Source organism: Streptomyces sp. NPDC048643 (assembly GCF_040650615.1).
Classification (GTDB): domain Bacteria; phylum Actinomycetota; class Actinomycetes; order Streptomycetales; family Streptomycetaceae; genus Streptomyces.
In genome coordinates, this window is the sequence record NZ_JBEZHO010000008.1 from 77336 (window position 1) to 92351 (window position 15016).

A 15016-nucleotide genomic window follows, 5' to 3' on the forward strand; every position below is an offset into this window, starting at 1 on the left:
GTAATATGCTCAACAGTTCAACAATCGAATACCGCTCATCCAGAGGGGCAGAGGGATACGGCCCGTTGAAGCCCCGGCAACCCTCCAGCCGGTCTCGTACCGATCGCCAGACGATCGCGTCGCGAGGCTCCCGGCTAGGGAAGGTGCCAAATCCGTCTCACGGCGAAGTGCGTCGTGAGGAAGATGAGGAGAAAGGGCCTCGCCTCCATGGCTGCGCAGACAGTTGCAAGCACCACGAACTCCGCAGAAGCGGTCGATCTCGGCCCGGCCGCGGCGCTTTCCTGCCGCGAGTGCGGACACCGCGTCCCCCTCGGTCCGGTCTTCGCCTGCGAGGAGTGTTTCGGCCCGCTGGAGATCGCGTACGACTTCTCGGCCTACGAAACCGAGGAACTCCGCAAGCGCATCGAAGCGGGACCCGCGAACATCTGGCGCTACGCGCCGCTGCTGCCCGTCCCCGCGGACGTGGCGGACAAGCCGAACATCAACCCGGGCTGGACCAAGCTCGTGCAGGCCGACAACCTGGCCCGCGAGCTCGGCGTCGACGCCGGCAAGCTCTTCGTCAAGGACGACTCCGGCAACCCCACGCACTCCTTCAAGGACCGCGTCGTCGCCCAGGCCATCGAAGCGGCCCGCGTCTTCGGCTTCACCACCCTCTCCTGCTCGTCCACGGGCAACCTCGCCGGCGCCGTCGGCGCCGCGGCGGCCCGCGCCGGCTTCCGCTCCTGCGTGTTCATCCCGCACGACCTGGAGCAGGGCAAGGTCGTCATGGCCGCGGTCTACGGCGGCGAACTGGTCGGCATCCAGGGCAACTACGACGACGTGAACCGCTTCTGCTCCGAGCTGATCGGCGACCCGGCCGGCGAGGGCTGGGGCTTCGTCAACGTCAACCTCCGCCCGTACTACGCCGAGGGCTCCAAGACGCTGGCGTACGAGATCTGCGAGCAGCTCGGCTGGAAGCTCCCGGACCAGCTGGTCGTGCCGATCGCCTCCGGCTCCCAGCTTACGAAGATCGACAAGGGCCTCCAGGAGCTGATCAAGCTCGGACTCGTCGAGGACAGGCCCTACAAGATCTTCGGCGCGCAGGCCGAGGGCTGCTCGCCCGTCTCCGTCGCCTACAAGGCCGGCCACGACGTGGTCCGGCCGCAGAAGCCGGACACCATCGCCAAGTCGCTCGCCATCGGCAACCCCGCCGACGGGCCCTACGTGCTCGACATCGCGCGGCGCACCGGCGGTGCCGTGGAGGACGTGAACGACGCGCAGATCGTCGACGCGATCAAGCTGCTCGCGCGCACCGAGGGCATCTTCGCGGAGACCGCGGGCGGGGTGACCGTCGGCGTCACCCGCAAGCTGATCGAGAACGGTCTGCTCGACCCGTCCCTGACCACCGTCGTCCTCAACACCGGCGACGGCCTGAAGACTCTGGACGCGGTGGCCTCGGACACCGGGCTGACCGCGACCATCCGCCCGAACCTCGACTCCTTCCGAGAGGCTGGCCTCGCATCATGAGCGTCAATGTCCGCATCCCCACCATCCTGCGCACCTACACCGGGGGTGCCGCCGAGGTGACGGCCGAGGGCACGACCCTCGCCGAGGTCATCGCCGACCTGGAGAAGAACCACACGGGCATCAGCGCGCGCGTCCTGGACGACCAGGGCAAGCTGCGCCGCTTCGTCAACGTGTACGTGAACGACGACGACGTGCGCTTCGAGCAGGGCCTGGAAACGGCGACCCCGGACGGTGTGGGCGTCTCGATCATTCCGGCCGTCGCCGGAGGCTGATCGTTACCCTCGGTAATACCGAACACGAAGAGTTCATCGAATTGCCCCCTCCGTGAGAGAAGCGGAGGGGGCAATTCTGTAGGGTTGAGCGGGGTAGGGTTGGGGAAGTCGCCCCGTTCTGGATGTTGGTTTCATGCCGGACGCATATGAGTCCTTCCCCGGCAGCCGACAAGAAGTAGCCAAAGTGCCCGGCCTTTTTGAGCCGTTTATGGCATTTACGGGGCCCGACTTGCCCTGGATCTCCTCGAATTCTCCGCATTCCGGCGATCAGTCGTGCCCAGAATTCTCGTCCGATTGACCTGTTGCAGACGGCAGTTGGACAGATACATTCAGCCGCGGTCGACGCGTTCCGGCGCACACCCCCAACCCGTTGGGGGGTGGAGGTCTGACCCGGATCCGCGAAGTGCGGGTCTGTGCAAGGGCCAGTAATAGGGGAGTTAGGCATGGCTCAGGGCACCGTCAAGTGGTTCAACGCGGAGAAGGGGTACGGCTTCATCGCGGTCGACGGTGGTGCGGACGTCTTCGTGCACTACAGCGCGATTCAGATGGACGGCTACCGCACCCTCGAAGAGGGTCAGCGAGTGGAGTTCGAGATCTCGCAGGGCCAGAAGGGTCCGCAGGCGGACATGGTCAAACTCGCCGTCTGATCGGGCGCGAACGACCACCGACGCAACTCACGCCGAGGGGCTCGCATCCCACCAGGGATGCGGGCCCCTCGTGCGTCTTCTCCCACGCGCGCGGGCGCGCGGGCGCGCGCCTGCCGAAGGCTTCGCGCAGGGGCCGGTTTTGCGGGAGGCACTTGCCCCCGCCCGTCGCCCGACCGCCACCCCTCAACGAGCTCGCTTCGCGAGCGCACCTTGCACTCGGCGGGGTCGAGTGCTAATCATTGGCGTTAGCACTCTCCCAGTGAGAGTGACAGAACTTGGATCGGGCCAGCGAGGTCCGCAGGCCGGTGGGGCAAGGAACCACAAGGCATGCAGGCCGTCCGTCGCGGGCGCCGGCGCGATCCGGAGCAATCCACCCCGTCCGGGAGGACCACTTCACATGGCCAAGATCATCGCGTTCGACGAGGAGGCACGGCGCGGTCTCGAGCGCGGGATGAACCAGCTCGCCGACGCCGTCAAGGTCACCCTCGGCCCCAAGGGCCGTAACGTCGTCCTCGAGAAGAAGTGGGGCGCGCCCACGATCACCAACGATGGTGTTTCCATCGCCAAGGAGATCGAGCTCGAGGACCCGTACGAGAAGATCGGCGCCGAGCTGGTCAAGGAAGTCGCCAAGAAGACGGACGACGTCGCCGGTGACGGTACGACCACCGCGACCGTCCTGGCTCAGGCGCTCGTCCGCGAGGGCCTGCGCAACGTCGCCGCCGGCGCCAACCCGATGGCCCTCAAGCGCGGTATCGAGAAGGCCGTCGAGGCCGTCTCCGGTGCCCTGCTCGAGCAGGCCAAGGATGTCGAGACCAAGGAGCAGATCGCTTCCACGGCCTCCATCTCCGCCGCCGACACCCAGATCGGCGAGCTCATCGCCGAGGCGATGGACAAGGTCGGCAAGGAAGGCGTCATCACCGTCGAGGAGTCCCAGACCTTCGGTCTGGAGCTGGAGCTCACCGAGGGTATGCGCTTCGACAAGGGCTACATCTCGGCGTACTTCGCCACCGACATGGAGCGTATGGAGGCCGTCCTCGACGACCCGTACATCCTGATCGCGAACTCCAAGATCGCGAACGTCAAGGACCTGCTCCCGCTCCTCGAGAAGGTCATGCAGGGCGGCAAGCCGCTGCTGATCATCGCCGAGGACGTCGAGGGCGAGGCGCTGTCGACCCTGGTCGTCAACAAGATCCGTGGCACCTTCAAGTCCGTCGCCGTCAAGGCTCCGGGCTTCGGTGACCGCCGCAAGGCCATGCTCGGCGACATCGCCATCCTCACGGGCGGCGAGGTCATCTCCGAGGAGGTCGGCCTCAAGCTGGAGAACGCGGGTCTGGACCTGCTGGGCCGTGCCCGCAAGGTCGTCATCACCAAGGACGAGACCACGATCGTCGACGGCTCCGGCTCCGCCGACCAGGTCGCCGGCCGGGTCAACCAGATCCGTGCCGAGATCGAGAACTCGGACTCGGACTACGACCGCGAGAAGCTCCAGGAGCGTCTGGCGAAGCTGGCCGGCGGCGTGGCCGTCATCAAGGCCGGTGCCGCCACCGAGGTCGAGCTCAAGGAGCGCAAGCACCGCATCGAGGACGCCGTTCGCAACGCGAAGGCGGCCGTCGAGGAGGGCATCGTCGCCGGTGGTGGCGTGGCCCTGCTCCAGGCTTCCTCGGTCTTCGAGAAGCTCGAGCTCACCGGTGACGAGGCGACCGGCGCCAACGCCGTGAAGCTCGCGCTGGAGGCCCCGCTCAAGCAGATCGCCGTCAACGGTGGTCTCGAGGGTGGCGTCATCGTCGAGAAGGTGCGCAACCTTCCCGTCGGCCACGGCCTGAACGCCGCGACCGGTGAGTACGTCGACATGATCGCCGAAGGCATCATCGACCCGGCGAAGGTCACGCGCTCTGCCCTGCAGAACGCCGCCTCCATCGCCGCGCTGTTCCTCACCACCGAGGCCGTCATCGCCGACAAGCCGGAGAAGGCGGGCGCTGCCCCGGCCGGCGGCGGCATGCCGGGCGGTGACATGGACTTCTGATCCCCTCGCGGATCAGCGGTTCGTCGCAGTACGACACCGAGGGCGGCACCCCTGAAGGGGGGTGCCGCCCTCGGGCGTTCCCGCTCTCCCGCCGCGGCCGTCACGGCGGCGGCGGGAGAGGGGTGATCAGGAGTTGCCGAACGCGTCGCGCAGCCGCATCTCGTTGAAGCCGTTGGCGTCGTAGTCGTCCGAGTACGTCAGCGCGAGCCGGCCGTTCAAGGCCATGGCCACGGCCGGGCCGCCCTGGCCGCCGCCGGTCACCACGTTCATGCGGGTGGCCGGGAGCCTGCCGGTCGTCGTGCCGTCGGCGTTGAAGCCGCGGGCCCACACGTCGTCCTGGCCCGCGTACCGGGTGGCCGGGTTGCCGACGATCACGTCGAAGGCCTCCTTCCACGCGACGACGAAGGTCCCGTCGTCGGCGACCGCGACATCGGCGTCCGCCTGGTCGGAGACCGGCCGCTTGCCGTCGACGTAGGGGCCGGTGTCGGTGCCGTCCTCGGCGGTCCGCCGGTCCGCCGCCGCGGGAGTGCCGGTCGCCGAGAAGAAGCGCTGGTTGATCCGCTGCGGCCGCACCAGCGTGCCGGTGCCGGTGGTGTACTCGTCGGTCCAGGCCACGACGAACCGGCCGTCACCGGTGGAGGCCACCGCGGGCTTGGTCTGCTGCCCGTCGGCGAGGGAGTTGCCCACCTTGCGGGCCACGGAGAAGCCGCCGGAGGTGTTCAGCTTGGCGACACCGATGTTGAGGCCGCCGTTGCCGTCCGCGTCCTCCTCCCAGGCGATCACGGTGTTCCCGGCGTCGTCGATCGCCGCGTCGGGCCGGCGGTTCGAGCCGGCGACACCGGAGTTGATCGTGCTGACCTGCACGTCCTGGTAGCGCAGCGCGCCGGTCGCGGACCAGCTGCTCGCGTAGACCTGGTTGAGGGTCGAGCCGTCGGCCGTGCTCTCCCAGGCGACGCTGTACGAGCCGTCGCCGGCCACCGCGACCGTCGGACGCAGCTGGTCCCCGTCACCGGAGGCGTGCGGGCGCGGCAGCGTGGTGACGGTGCCGCCCGGGGTCACCTTGCGGACCGCGATGTCGGCGTACTTGTTGCCGTCGTCGTCCTTGGCCCACACGACGATCGCGTTGCCCTGGTCGTCCACGCCGACGTCCGGCTTCTGGTGCGACCAGGTCGTGCCGGTGCCGGTGTTGCCGTTGCTCAGCAGCTTCTCGTCCCACAGCGGCACCCCGTCCTTGTACAGGCGCAGGTACACGTCGGTGCCCAGCTCGCTGTCCGAGGAGTCGTGCCGGTCGCCCTGCTCGTAGGCCACCGCGGTGTAGACGGACGAGGTGCCGCCGGAGGCGACGGCGCTGTAGTGCTGGTCGCCGTTCGTGCCCACGTTGACCCGGGAGTAGTGCTGGGACGTCGAGCCGTACTTCGTGGCGTCGAGGTCGACCGCGCTCGCGCGCACCTTGTTGAAGTTGGCGACGTACGCCTGGTAGGTGCCCGCGTCGTCGATCCGCAGAATCGTCTCGTCGTTCGTCTTCAGCGAGCCCGCGGTCCAGTTGTGGGAGCCCGTGTACACGTGCTGGACCTGGGTGCCGTCGCTCTTCTTCCACTCCGTCAGCAGGTACTTGGAGTGAGTGGTGCCGTGGTTGCAGGAGGCGCCCGCCGAGGTCTTGTAGCGGCAGCCCCCGGGGCGGTTGCCGTAGGCCGCGATGTCGAGGGCGGTCAGGTCGTTGATGCCCTTGTTGCCGCCGCCGTCACTGAGGTCGCGGGCGTTCGCGTCGACGCTGCATCCCTCGGACCGCTTCGTCGCCAGGGCGTCGTAGACGGCCGGGCGGGTGGTCCGCTGGTCGAGTTCGGCGGCCGAGATCCGGATCCTCCCGTCCATCGAGCAGTCGACCTGGTCGATGAACGAGGCCAGGATGTCGGCGTTGCCGTAGTGGGCGGCGTCCGAGGCGGTGTTGCGCGGCGAGAAGTACGCCTCGACCGGGGAGGCGGGGTCGCCGGTGGTGTAGTCGTACGTCGTGTGCAGGCTGTCGCCGGCGTGCTTGACCTGGTCGTTGAAGTGCGCGCGGTAGCGGGAGGCCAGGGTCGCGTTGCCGGACACGACGACCGCGTTGTTGATCTCGCCGTCCTGGCCGCCCGCGAGGTTCTGCGAGGCCTGCCAGACGACGTTCTTGCGTCCGTCGGTCAGCGAGTCGAGCACGAGGTACTTGTCGTGGTCGATCGCGTTCGCGTCGCCCGAGCCGTTGCCCAGGCACCCGCGGGAGCACCAGGTGAGGGTGGAGCCGCCGGTGAGCGCGAGGCTGTCCAGGTCGCTGCTGGGCCGGTTGGCCGACTCCGAGATGATGCGCAGCGTGACGCCGCGGCTCTGGGCGCCGGTGAGCTTCGCCCGCAGGTCCGCGCTGTTGAACCAGTACATGCCCATGTACAGGGTCGAGCCGGGAGCCGCGAGGTCGATCAGGTCGCCGACCGAGACGTTGATCGAGGAGTCGTAGGTCGTGGGCTTGGGATAGTTGAAGACCGACGTGTAGTTCCCGGAGACCACGGTCTCCGCCTGGGCGGTGGCCGGAGCTAACAGGGTCGCGCCGAGAGCCAGAGGCGCGGCGAGCGCGGCCGTCCGTCGTATGTGTCTGCCCATCAGTTTCCTTTTGTTCGGGGCCTGTTCGAATCGATCACACCCTATAGACAGGCGCGGACCCCTCTTCGCCCGCTGCCGGAGGCGCGTGACCCTCCCCGCCGCCCGGCCCGCTGCCGGGTGGGCCGACCGGCCTCGGGCGTGGCCCGGATCACACGGGCCCGTGCGGGCCCGCCGGAATGTGGTGCCGGATGTCGTGGTTGACGCTGACGGGCAGTCGATGCATGCGCACATACCGCGTGGAATCCTCTGCCCCGCAGACCGCCCGACGTGCTACCGACGACCTCGCCGAGGAGCCCCCACATGACAGACGCCGCGTCCCGCGCCGCCGACATCCTTGCCCGCCCCGTGTTCCTGAACGGTCTGACCGTTCCGAACCGGATCGCGATGGCCCCGATGACCCGGATGTTCTCGCCGGGCGGCGTACCGGGCGACGACGTCGTCGGCTACTACGCGCGGCGCGCCGCGGCGGGCGTCGGCCTCATCGTCACCGAGGGCACCTACGTCGGCCACGACTCGGCCGGCCAGAGCGACAGCGTGCCGCGCTTCCACGGCGAGGACCAGCTCGCCGGCTGGAAGAACGTCGCCGACGCCGTGCACGCCGCCGGCGGCACGATCGTCCCGCAGCTCTGGCACATCGGCATGGTCCGCAAGGCCGGTGAGCCGCCCATCGCCGACGCCCCCGCCGTCGGTCCCTCCGGCATCACCTCCGAAGGCGCCGAGGTCACCGGCAAGGCCATGACCCAGCAGGACCTCGACGACGTCATCGAGGCGTTCGCCAAGGCCGCCGCCGAGGCCGAGCGCATCGGCTTCGACGGCGTCGAGCTGCACGGCGCCCACGGTTACCTGCTCGACCAGTTCTTCTGGGCCGGCACCAACCGCCGCACCGACGCCTACGGCGGCGACCCCGTCGCCCGCACCAAGTTCTCCGCCGAGATCGTCGCCGCGGTCCGCGCCGCCGTCTCGCCCGAGTTCCCCGTCCTCTTCCGCTACTCGCAGTGGAAGCAGCAGGCGTACGACGCCCGTCTCGCCGAGACCCCGGAGGAGCTGGAGGCGATCCTCGCCCCGCTCGCCGCGGCCGGAGTGGACGCCTTCCACGCCTCCACCCGCCGCTACTGGGTGCCCGAGTTCGACGGCTCCGAGCTGAACCTCGCCGGCTGGACGAAGAAGATCACCGGCAAGCCCGCCATCAGCGTCGGCTCCGTCGGCCTGGACGGCGAGTTCCTCAAGGCCTTCCAGGGCGAGGGTTCCTCGGTGCGCGGCATCGACGACCTCCTCGACCGCCTGGAGCGCGACGAGTTCGACCTCGTCGCCATCGGCCGCGCGCTGCTCCAGGACCCGGAGTGGGCCGCCAAGGTGCTGGCCGGCCGCTTCGACGAGCTCAAGCCGTACGACGCCGCCGCGCTGAAGACGCTCAGCTAGTCCGAGCCTGCCTGAAGGGGCGGCGCCCGCTGTGACGCGGGCGCCGCCTCTTTTTCTTTGTCCGCTCCGGTCAGCCGTCGGCGCCGACGTGCCCGACGAACACCGCCCACGCGGAGGCGCCGAAGGCGATCACGGGGCCGAGGTTCTTGGAGTCCCGCACGGGGACGAGGGTGGGGTGACCTTCGGCGACTTCGAGGCAGTTGCCGCCGCTGGCATCGCTGTAGCTGGACTTGTGCCAAGTGATGTTGCTCAAGGGGCACTCAGGGCTGTTCCTCATGTGAGTAATCCTCTGCCACTGATTCGATCAGGGCCAGGGATTGCGAGGGCGAGAGCGCGCTGGCGACGAGGAGGTCGAAGGTCAACTCGTGGGCGGTGACCGTGACGGGGTAGTCCTCCAGGCGTCCAGTTCCCAGACCCTCCAGGTAGGCGAGCGGGGGCGCCTCCTCGAACGCCATCAGTTTCAGGGAGCCGCCCATGGCCATGTGCGCCCCGGCTCCGAACGGCAGTACCTGGATGATGATTCGATGCCTTCTTGCGAGGTCCGCGACGTGGCGCAGCGCAGCGGCCATGACCGAAGCACCGCCCACTTCGCGGCGTAGGACGGCTTCGTCCAGAACCGCCCACAACAACGGGGTTGTTGGATCGTCGAGTACATGGGCTCGGTCCAGACGAGCTGAAACGAGCTCGTCGATCACCTCCGCCGTGGCGGTCGGACGGCCCCCGCGAAACACTGCTCGCGCATATGCGGCGGTCTGCAACAACCCCGGAATCAGCAGGGGCGCGAACTCCCTGATCGCCGAAGCAACCGCTTCCGCCTCCGCCGCCTCCGCGAAGTGATCGGGGTACTTGGACCGGGCCAGGGCCCGGCAGTTGCGCTCGAAGAAGCCCTTCGTGGCGAGGATCTCGTCTATCTGGACCGCGTATTCGAGGTGCAGCCTGCGGGTCCCGGCCTCCAGCTGGCCGATGAACGAGCCGCTCACGAAGAGGGGTTCGCCCAGCTCCGCCTGGGAGAGCCCCGCGTTCTCGCGGGCGTACCGCAACTCCGCGCCGATCATCGCGCGGGGTGAGGAGGAGGGGTCGAGGTCCTTCGGTCCGGGCATGGCAACTCCCTGTCACACAGGTGGGGTTGTTGAGACGCAGACTCTGGCCAGGTTAGAGGGGTGATGGCCACGCTGGGTGGTGAAAGCGAACACTCAGCGTGGAGGGAACGGTCCGATGGAGATGACTCCGGGTACCCGGGTACGGCCGACGGAGGAGATCGTGGCGGAGCTGAAGGCGGCGCTGACCGGCGTCGGCGTGGTGCTGCCGTCGCTGCGGGTCGATCCGGTGACCGGGGCGAGCGACGAGCCGTTCGCCCTGGTCGCGCTCGGCCGCTGCAACGTCGGCACCGCGCAGAAGCTGACGGCGGTGCTGCGCGCGTGCGGCGGCGGCGCGGGCGAGGGCGGCGGCGCGTGAGGGAGGAGTACGCGGTCGACGAGCGGGACGGCCGGCTCGGGCAGGTGATGGGACGCGAGGGCGGGCTCGTCCGACTGCGGCCGCCGGGCGGCGGGCGCGAGTGGGACTGTCCGCCGGAGTGCCTCGGGGAGCCGTCGCCGGGGGACCTGCTGCGGGCACGGGTGCGGCGGCTCAACGCGGAGACGCGGCTGCCGTGAGGGACCGGCCCGGGAGGTCACCGGTGAGGAGCCATTCCGGGCCGCCCCCGACCGCTAGAGGTTGCCCATGGGCTCGATGTCGACCTTCACCGGGGTGCCCCAGATGCGGAGCACCTCGTAGTCGGTGAACTCGTGGACGAGGCGGTAGGCCATGCCGGGGCGGGGGGTGCGGCGCTCGGCGGCGAGGTAGCGCTCGGCCTCGTGCCGGTCGCGGCGCGGGGTGCCGCACAGGTGCCACTCCTGGCCGGTCCACACCTCGGGGAGCCAGCGCTGCTGGGGCTGGGGGCGGTCGCCCCGCACCCCGTACCGGGACATGGCACGCTCGGGCATCTCGTCCGGCGCGGGCGTCCGGCCGTGCGTGTACGCGTCGTTGACCTCGGTGCGGCGGGCGGCGCGGCGGCGGGTCTCGCAGAGCAGACAGCGGTCGGGGGCGCTCTCGTCCACCGGGCCGTTCGGATGCTCCGAGCAGCGGGTGGTCGGCGCCGCCGTCGTCACCGTCTCCTCCAGCAGGTCCAGGGCCCGCTTCAGGTCCGCCTTGACCTCGTGCAGCTTGGCGTCGGGGGTGTCGGCGTTCAGGGCGTCGCCGTGCTCCCCGAGCACCCGCAGGGCGCGCCCGAGGGCGGTCAGCTGTGCGTGGTTCATGGTCCCAGCGTCGCACGCGCCGCCGACAGTACGGCTACGCGGCGGCCGGTTCCGGGCTCGGGACGCGTGTCCGGCCGTCCAGGCCGAAGAAGTAGGTGGCCGCGAAGCCGACGGCGTACCCGGTCAGCAGGCCGCCCGCGTAGATCGCCGCGGTCAGACCGAGCCCGCGGTTGCCGGACAGCAGCGGGAACAGGGCCCAGCCCGAGGGGCCGATGGCGGTCGAGCCGACCCGGTCGCCCAACATCGAGAAGAAGCCGATGAAGGCGCCGCCCGCCGCTCCGCCCGCGCAGGCGGTGAGGAAGGGGCGGCCGAGAGGGAGCGAGACGCCGTAGATGAGGGGCTCGCCGACGCCGAGGAGACCGGCGGGCAGCGCGGAGCGGATCGTCGTGCGCAGCGAGGTGTCGTGGCGCAGCCGGACGTACACGGCGAGGGCGGCGCCCACCTGGCCCGCGCCCGCCATGGCGAGGACGGGCAGCAGCACGGTGTACCCCTGCTGCTCGATGAGCGTGGTGTGGATGGGGATGAGGGCCTGGTGCAGGCCGAGCATCACCAGCGGCAGGAACAGGGCGCCGAGGACGAGGCCGGCGAACGCGCCGGTGGTGGAGAGGAGCCAGTCGGCGGCAGTCCCGATGGCGGACGACAGCTCACCGGCCGCGTACATCAGGGCGTACAGCGTCACCAGGCCGGTCAGCAGCACGGTCAGGGTCGGGGTGACGAGGACGTCCAGGGCCGTCGGGACCCAGCGGCGGCACCACTTCTCGACGTACGTGCCGAGGAGGGCGGCGGCCAGCGCCCCGAGGACGCCGCCCTGGCCGGGGGCGAGGGTCATGCCGAACACCGTCACCTTGGCGACGCCCGCGTAGACGACGACCGCCGCCACCGCGCCGCCCAGGATCGGGGTCCCGCCGAACTCCTTGGCGGTGTTGTAGCCGACGAAGACGGCGATCAGCGCCATGAAGCCGCCGGCGATCGCGGCGAGGGCGGGCGTGATGCCGGTCAGCACACCGAGGTTGACCAGCAGGCCGTTCAGGCCGGCGATCACCCCGCAGCCGATCAGCGCCGGGATCAGCGGCACGAAGATGTCCGCGACCCGGCGCAGGAGACGCTTGAGGGGCGTCGCGTTGCGCCGGGTCCGGTCGGCCTTCAGCTCGGCGCCGCGCAGCGCGAGACGCTCGGCCGTGGGGGTCAGCAGGGCCTCGAACTCCGGGGTCACCCGGGCGACCGTGCCGGGGCCCAGCACGATCTGGTAGCTGTCGTCGTCCGCGACGACGCCGAGGACGGCGGGCAGCGCCCGCAGGGCGCCCTCGTCGACCAGGCCCCGGTCCCGCAGACCCAGCCGGAGCCGGGTCATGCAGTGGGCGACGGTGAGGACGTTCGCGGGGCCGCCCACCAGGGGGAGGATCGCGGCGGCTGTGGTGGAGTCCGGTGTACGCACTCCCCGAGCGTGCTGCTCAGCCGGACGCCTTCGCCAGCGCGGCACGCAGATGGCCCTGGCTCTCCTCCAGAAGGCGGGCGGCGGTCGGCCCGTCCACCTCGCCGAGGATCGTCAGGATCGCGTTCTTCACCTCGCCGTCGGTGGCGGCGAGCGCCTGCTCGATCTCCTCGTCCGAGGCGCCGGTCGCGAGCGCGACGATCCGCCGCGAGCGGGCCCGCAGCTTCTCGTTCGAGGCCCGCACGTCGACCATCAGATTCCCGTACGTCTTGCCGAGCCGGATCATCGTGATCGTCGACAACATGTTCAGCACGAGCTTCTGGGCGGTGCCGGACTTCAGCCGGGTGGAACCGGTGAGCAGTTCGGGGCCCACCACCACCTCGATGCCGTGGTCGGCGGCGGCCGCGAGCGGGCTGTGCGCGTTGCACGACAGGCCGACCGTCAGCGCGCCGTGCGAGCGGGCGTGCTCGACCGCGCCCACCGCGTAGGGGGTGCGGCCGGAGGCGGAGACGCCGACCACCGTGTCGTCGGCGGTCAACGCGAGCGCGTCGAGGTCGGCGGCGGCCAGCTCCTTGGAGTCCTCGGCGCCCTCGATCGAGGTGGACAGGGCGGTGGGGCCGCCCGCGATCAGGCCGACGACCCGGGTGGGGTCGGTGTTGAAGGTGGGCGGGCACTCGGAGGCGTCGAGCACGCCGAGGCGGCCCGCGGTACCGGCGCCGGCGTAGACGAGGCGCCCACCGCGGGCCATGCGCTCCGCGATGCCGTCGATCGCGGCGGCGATGAGGGGGAGCTGCGCGGCGACGGCTGTCGGCACCGTCGCGTCCTCCCCGTTCATCAGCCGGGCGATCTCCAGCGTGGGCAGCCGGTCGATCTCGGACAGTTCGGGGCGGAACGCCTCGGTGGTCAGCGTCTCCAACTCTGCTCGAAGATCGCCGTAGTTGGACATGGAGGTCATGACGGGAGCGGCTCTTTCCGGTGAGGTGTCGTACCGCGCCCGGGAGAGGGGCGCGGCCGGGACGACGTACGGCACCGTCACGCGGGTGGCGTCAGGCCGCCCACGGACCGCAGTCTCCCTGCTGAATCAAGTCCCCCGGTTTTGTGTCCCGCGAGGCGGCTATCGGCCGCCGCGCGGAGTATGGCGATGCGCCAGGGCCTCGTAGGAGGCGGACAGCGCGGGCGCCGCCGTCTCGTAGGTGCGCTGGGCGACCCCCACGAACAGGCAGTCCACCACGAGGAGCTGGCTGGTGCGCGACGACATGGCCGCAGGACGCAGCTCGCTCTCGCGGGCGGTGGAGGTGGTGAGGATGTGGTCGGCGTACTGCGTGACCGGTCCGCCGGGACGCCCGGTGATCGCGATCGTCGTCGCCCCGTGCTCGAAGGCGACCCGGAGCGGTTCGATGACGTCGCCGGTCGAGCCGGAGTGGGTGATGGCGATCGCCACGTCCTTCGCGCGCAGCTGCACCGCGTTGGTCACCGCGAGGTGCGGGTCGCTGTGCGCGTTGGCTATCAGGCCGATCCGCATGAGCTTCTGGAAGAGGTCCTGCGCGACCAGGCCGGAGGCGCCGACGCCGTAGATGTCGATGCGGCGGGCGGCCGCGATGGCGGCGACGGCCGCGCCGAGCTGCACCGTATCGAGCGAGGCGGCGGTGTCGGCGAGGGTCTGCTGCTCGTCGTAGGCGAGCTTCGCGACGACGTCGGCGATGGGGTCGTCGACCGCGATGTCGGCGGTGACGGCGGGGGCCCGGCCCGACTGCTGCTGGGCGGCGAGCCCGGCGAGCGCGAGGCGCAGGTCCCGGTAGCCCGGATATCCGAGGAGGCGGGCCGTCCGTACGACCGTCGCCTCGCTGGTGCCGGTGAGTTCGGCGAGCCCGGTGACCGTGAGGGCCGCGCAGCCGGCCGGATCGCCGGCGACGGCCTCGGCGACCCGCTGCATGGAGCGTGTCATCGAGGGGGCGAGGGTCCGCACCTTGGCCGCGAGGGCGGCAGGGGCGGGAGGAGCCTCGCCCGCGAAAATTTCCTTCACGTTCTGGGTCACATGATGAAAGATATTTTCCTTTGGGGCATACGGTCAAGGGTGCGCACAATGGGGGGCATGGACCCCAGCGACAGCCCCCTCAGCCCCCTGGAACAGGCGCTCCACGCGGCCCGTGCCCGTGTGCTCGCCGACCTGATCGCGGGCCAGGTCGCCCAGGCGGACGTCGTCTCCCTCGTCGAGGACTCGGTCGTGCAGCGCCGCTGGTGGGTCGAGCAGTGGCCGGAGGGCGCCGGATTCGTCGCCGGGCTCGTCGCCCAGGACGTGCAGGACGCGCTCCTGGAGCGGCACGGGCGCTGGCCGCTCTGCCCGGTCTGCGGCAGCGGCGACCCGCACGCCCTGGAGGTCGAGCCCGAGCTGGGACCCGACCCGCACTGGGTGTGCCACCAGGCCGGCGTGAAGGTCTCCCCGGTGGGATCGCTCAGTTCGGCGACCGGCACGGCCCCGCCCGCGTGACCGTCTACATCGACCCGCCCACCTGGCCGGGCCACGGCCGGGTGTGGTCCCACCTGATCAGCGACGTCTCCTACGACGAACTCCACGCCTTCGCCGCGACGCTGGGCGCCCCCCGCCGCGCCTTCGAGCGCGACCACTACGACATCCCCTCGCACCGCTACGCCGCCGCCGTGGCCGCGGGGGCCGTCGAGGTCAGCAGCCGCGAGGTGGTGCGGCTGCTGCACGGGGCGGGACTGCGGCGGCGCAAGCACCCGACCGGCTGACCGGTCTCGGCCCGCTCCAGCGGGGCGTGCCGCCCGCCGCGTCCCGC

The 15016-nt window shown here is 70.5% G+C and carries 16 protein-coding genes and 1 riboswitch; of the genes, 9 read left to right on the forward strand and 7 right to left on the reverse strand.

What is annotated here, in order from left to right; translation table 11 throughout:
• The first annotated feature begins 32 nt into the window (after positions 1-32).
• Positions 33-190, forward strand: a riboswitch (SAM riboswitch).
• Positions 191-207: 17 nt separating this feature from the next.
• The 4 genes from thrC (at position 208) to groL (ending at position 4448) form a co-directional block, all read left to right on the forward strand.
• Positions 208-1506 (forward strand): threonine synthase, encoded by a 1299-nt coding sequence (thrC, locus tag AB0C62_RS10705; RefSeq protein WP_362971638.1) that lies wholly within the window; start codon positions 208-210, stop codon positions 1504-1506.
• On the forward strand, positions 1503-1778 hold the full coding sequence (locus AB0C62_RS10710; RefSeq protein ID WP_081217930.1) for a MoaD/ThiS family protein: 276 nt from the start codon (positions 1503-1505) through the stop codon (positions 1776-1778). Before thrC ends, AB0C62_RS10710 begins: the two co-directional genes overlap by 4 nt.
• A 443-nt stretch (positions 1779-2221) precedes the next feature.
• A complete protein-coding gene (locus tag AB0C62_RS10715; RefSeq protein ID WP_005315736.1) occupies positions 2222-2425 on the forward strand; it encodes a cold-shock protein in 204 nt (67 codons plus the stop codon).
• Between the two features lie 397 nt (positions 2426-2822).
• A complete protein-coding gene (gene groL, locus AB0C62_RS10720) occupies positions 2823-4448 on the forward strand; it encodes a chaperonin GroEL (RefSeq protein WP_081217929.1) in 1626 nt (541 codons plus the stop codon).
• Positions 4449-4574: 126 nt separating this feature from the next.
• Here the strand turns inward: groL and AB0C62_RS10725 are convergent, their stop codons facing one another.
• Positions 4575-7073, reverse strand: coding sequence for a phospholipase D-like domain-containing protein (locus AB0C62_RS10725; RefSeq protein ID WP_362971640.1), 2499 nt, complete (start codon positions 7071-7073; stop codon positions 4575-4577).
• Positions 7074-7373: 300 nt separating this feature from the next.
• On the opposite strand from AB0C62_RS10725, the gene AB0C62_RS10730 reads away from it, so the two are divergent.
• Positions 7374-8492: an NADH:flavin oxidoreductase gene (locus AB0C62_RS10730; RefSeq protein ID WP_362971642.1), complete on the forward strand. Its 1119-nt coding sequence runs from the start codon at positions 7374-7376 to the stop codon at positions 8490-8492.
• A 70-nt stretch (positions 8493-8562) separates the two neighbouring features.
• Here AB0C62_RS10730 and AB0C62_RS10735 read toward each other — a convergent pair whose 3' ends face one another.
• Together AB0C62_RS10735 and AB0C62_RS10740 are read right to left on the reverse strand one after the other, a co-directional pair.
• Positions 8563-8769 (reverse strand): DUF397 domain-containing protein, encoded by a 207-nt coding sequence (locus AB0C62_RS10735; protein ID WP_362971644.1) that lies wholly within the window; start codon positions 8767-8769, stop codon positions 8563-8565.
• Positions 8753-9592: a helix-turn-helix transcriptional regulator gene (locus AB0C62_RS10740; RefSeq protein WP_362971646.1), complete on the reverse strand. Its 840-nt coding sequence runs from the start codon at positions 9590-9592 to the stop codon at positions 8753-8755. Before AB0C62_RS10740 ends, AB0C62_RS10735 begins: the two co-directional genes overlap by 17 nt.
• A 115-nt stretch (positions 9593-9707) precedes the next feature.
• Between AB0C62_RS10740 and AB0C62_RS10745 the strand changes: the two genes are divergently transcribed.
• A complete protein-coding gene (locus AB0C62_RS10745) occupies positions 9708-9947 on the forward strand; it encodes a hypothetical protein (RefSeq protein ID WP_267051151.1) in 240 nt (79 codons plus the stop codon).
• On the forward strand, positions 9944-10144 hold the full coding sequence (locus AB0C62_RS10750; protein ID WP_362971882.1) for a hypothetical protein: 201 nt from the start codon (positions 9944-9946) through the stop codon (positions 10142-10144). Before AB0C62_RS10745 ends, AB0C62_RS10750 begins: the two co-directional genes overlap by 4 nt.
• A gap of 54 nt (positions 10145-10198) precedes the next feature.
• Here the strand turns inward: AB0C62_RS10750 and AB0C62_RS10755 are convergent, their stop codons facing one another.
• The 4 genes from AB0C62_RS10755 to AB0C62_RS10770 form a co-directional block, all read right to left on the reverse strand.
• Complete coding sequence (locus AB0C62_RS10755) at positions 10199-10786, reverse strand: hypothetical protein (RefSeq protein ID WP_081217923.1); 588 nt, start codon at positions 10784-10786, stop codon at positions 10199-10201.
• Positions 10787-10820: 34 nt separating this feature from the next.
• Positions 10821-12221 carry a PTS transporter subunit EIIC gene (locus tag AB0C62_RS10760; protein WP_362971648.1) on the reverse strand — a complete coding sequence of 467 codons (1401 nt, stop codon included), beginning with the start codon at positions 12219-12221 and terminating at the stop codon, positions 10821-10823.
• Between the two features lie 16 nt (positions 12222-12237).
• Positions 12238-13173 (reverse strand): N-acetylmuramic acid 6-phosphate etherase, encoded by a 936-nt coding sequence (murQ, locus tag AB0C62_RS10765; RefSeq protein ID WP_362971650.1) that lies wholly within the window; start codon positions 13171-13173, stop codon positions 12238-12240.
• Positions 13174-13332: 159 nt separating this feature from the next.
• Positions 13333-14253, reverse strand: coding sequence for a MurR/RpiR family transcriptional regulator (locus tag AB0C62_RS10770; RefSeq protein WP_164372099.1), 921 nt, complete (start codon positions 14251-14253; stop codon positions 13333-13335).
• A gap of 57 nt (positions 14254-14310) precedes the next feature.
• On the opposite strand from AB0C62_RS10770, the gene AB0C62_RS10775 reads away from it, so the two are divergent.
• Positions 14311-14706: a hypothetical protein gene (locus AB0C62_RS10775; protein ID WP_362971652.1), complete on the forward strand. Its 396-nt coding sequence runs from the start codon at positions 14311-14313 to the stop codon at positions 14704-14706.
• On the forward strand, positions 14703-14969 hold the full coding sequence (locus AB0C62_RS10780) for a DUF4031 domain-containing protein (RefSeq protein ID WP_362971654.1): 267 nt from the start codon (positions 14703-14705) through the stop codon (positions 14967-14969). Before AB0C62_RS10775 ends, AB0C62_RS10780 begins: the two co-directional genes overlap by 4 nt.
• Positions 14970-15016 lie beyond the last annotated feature (47 nt).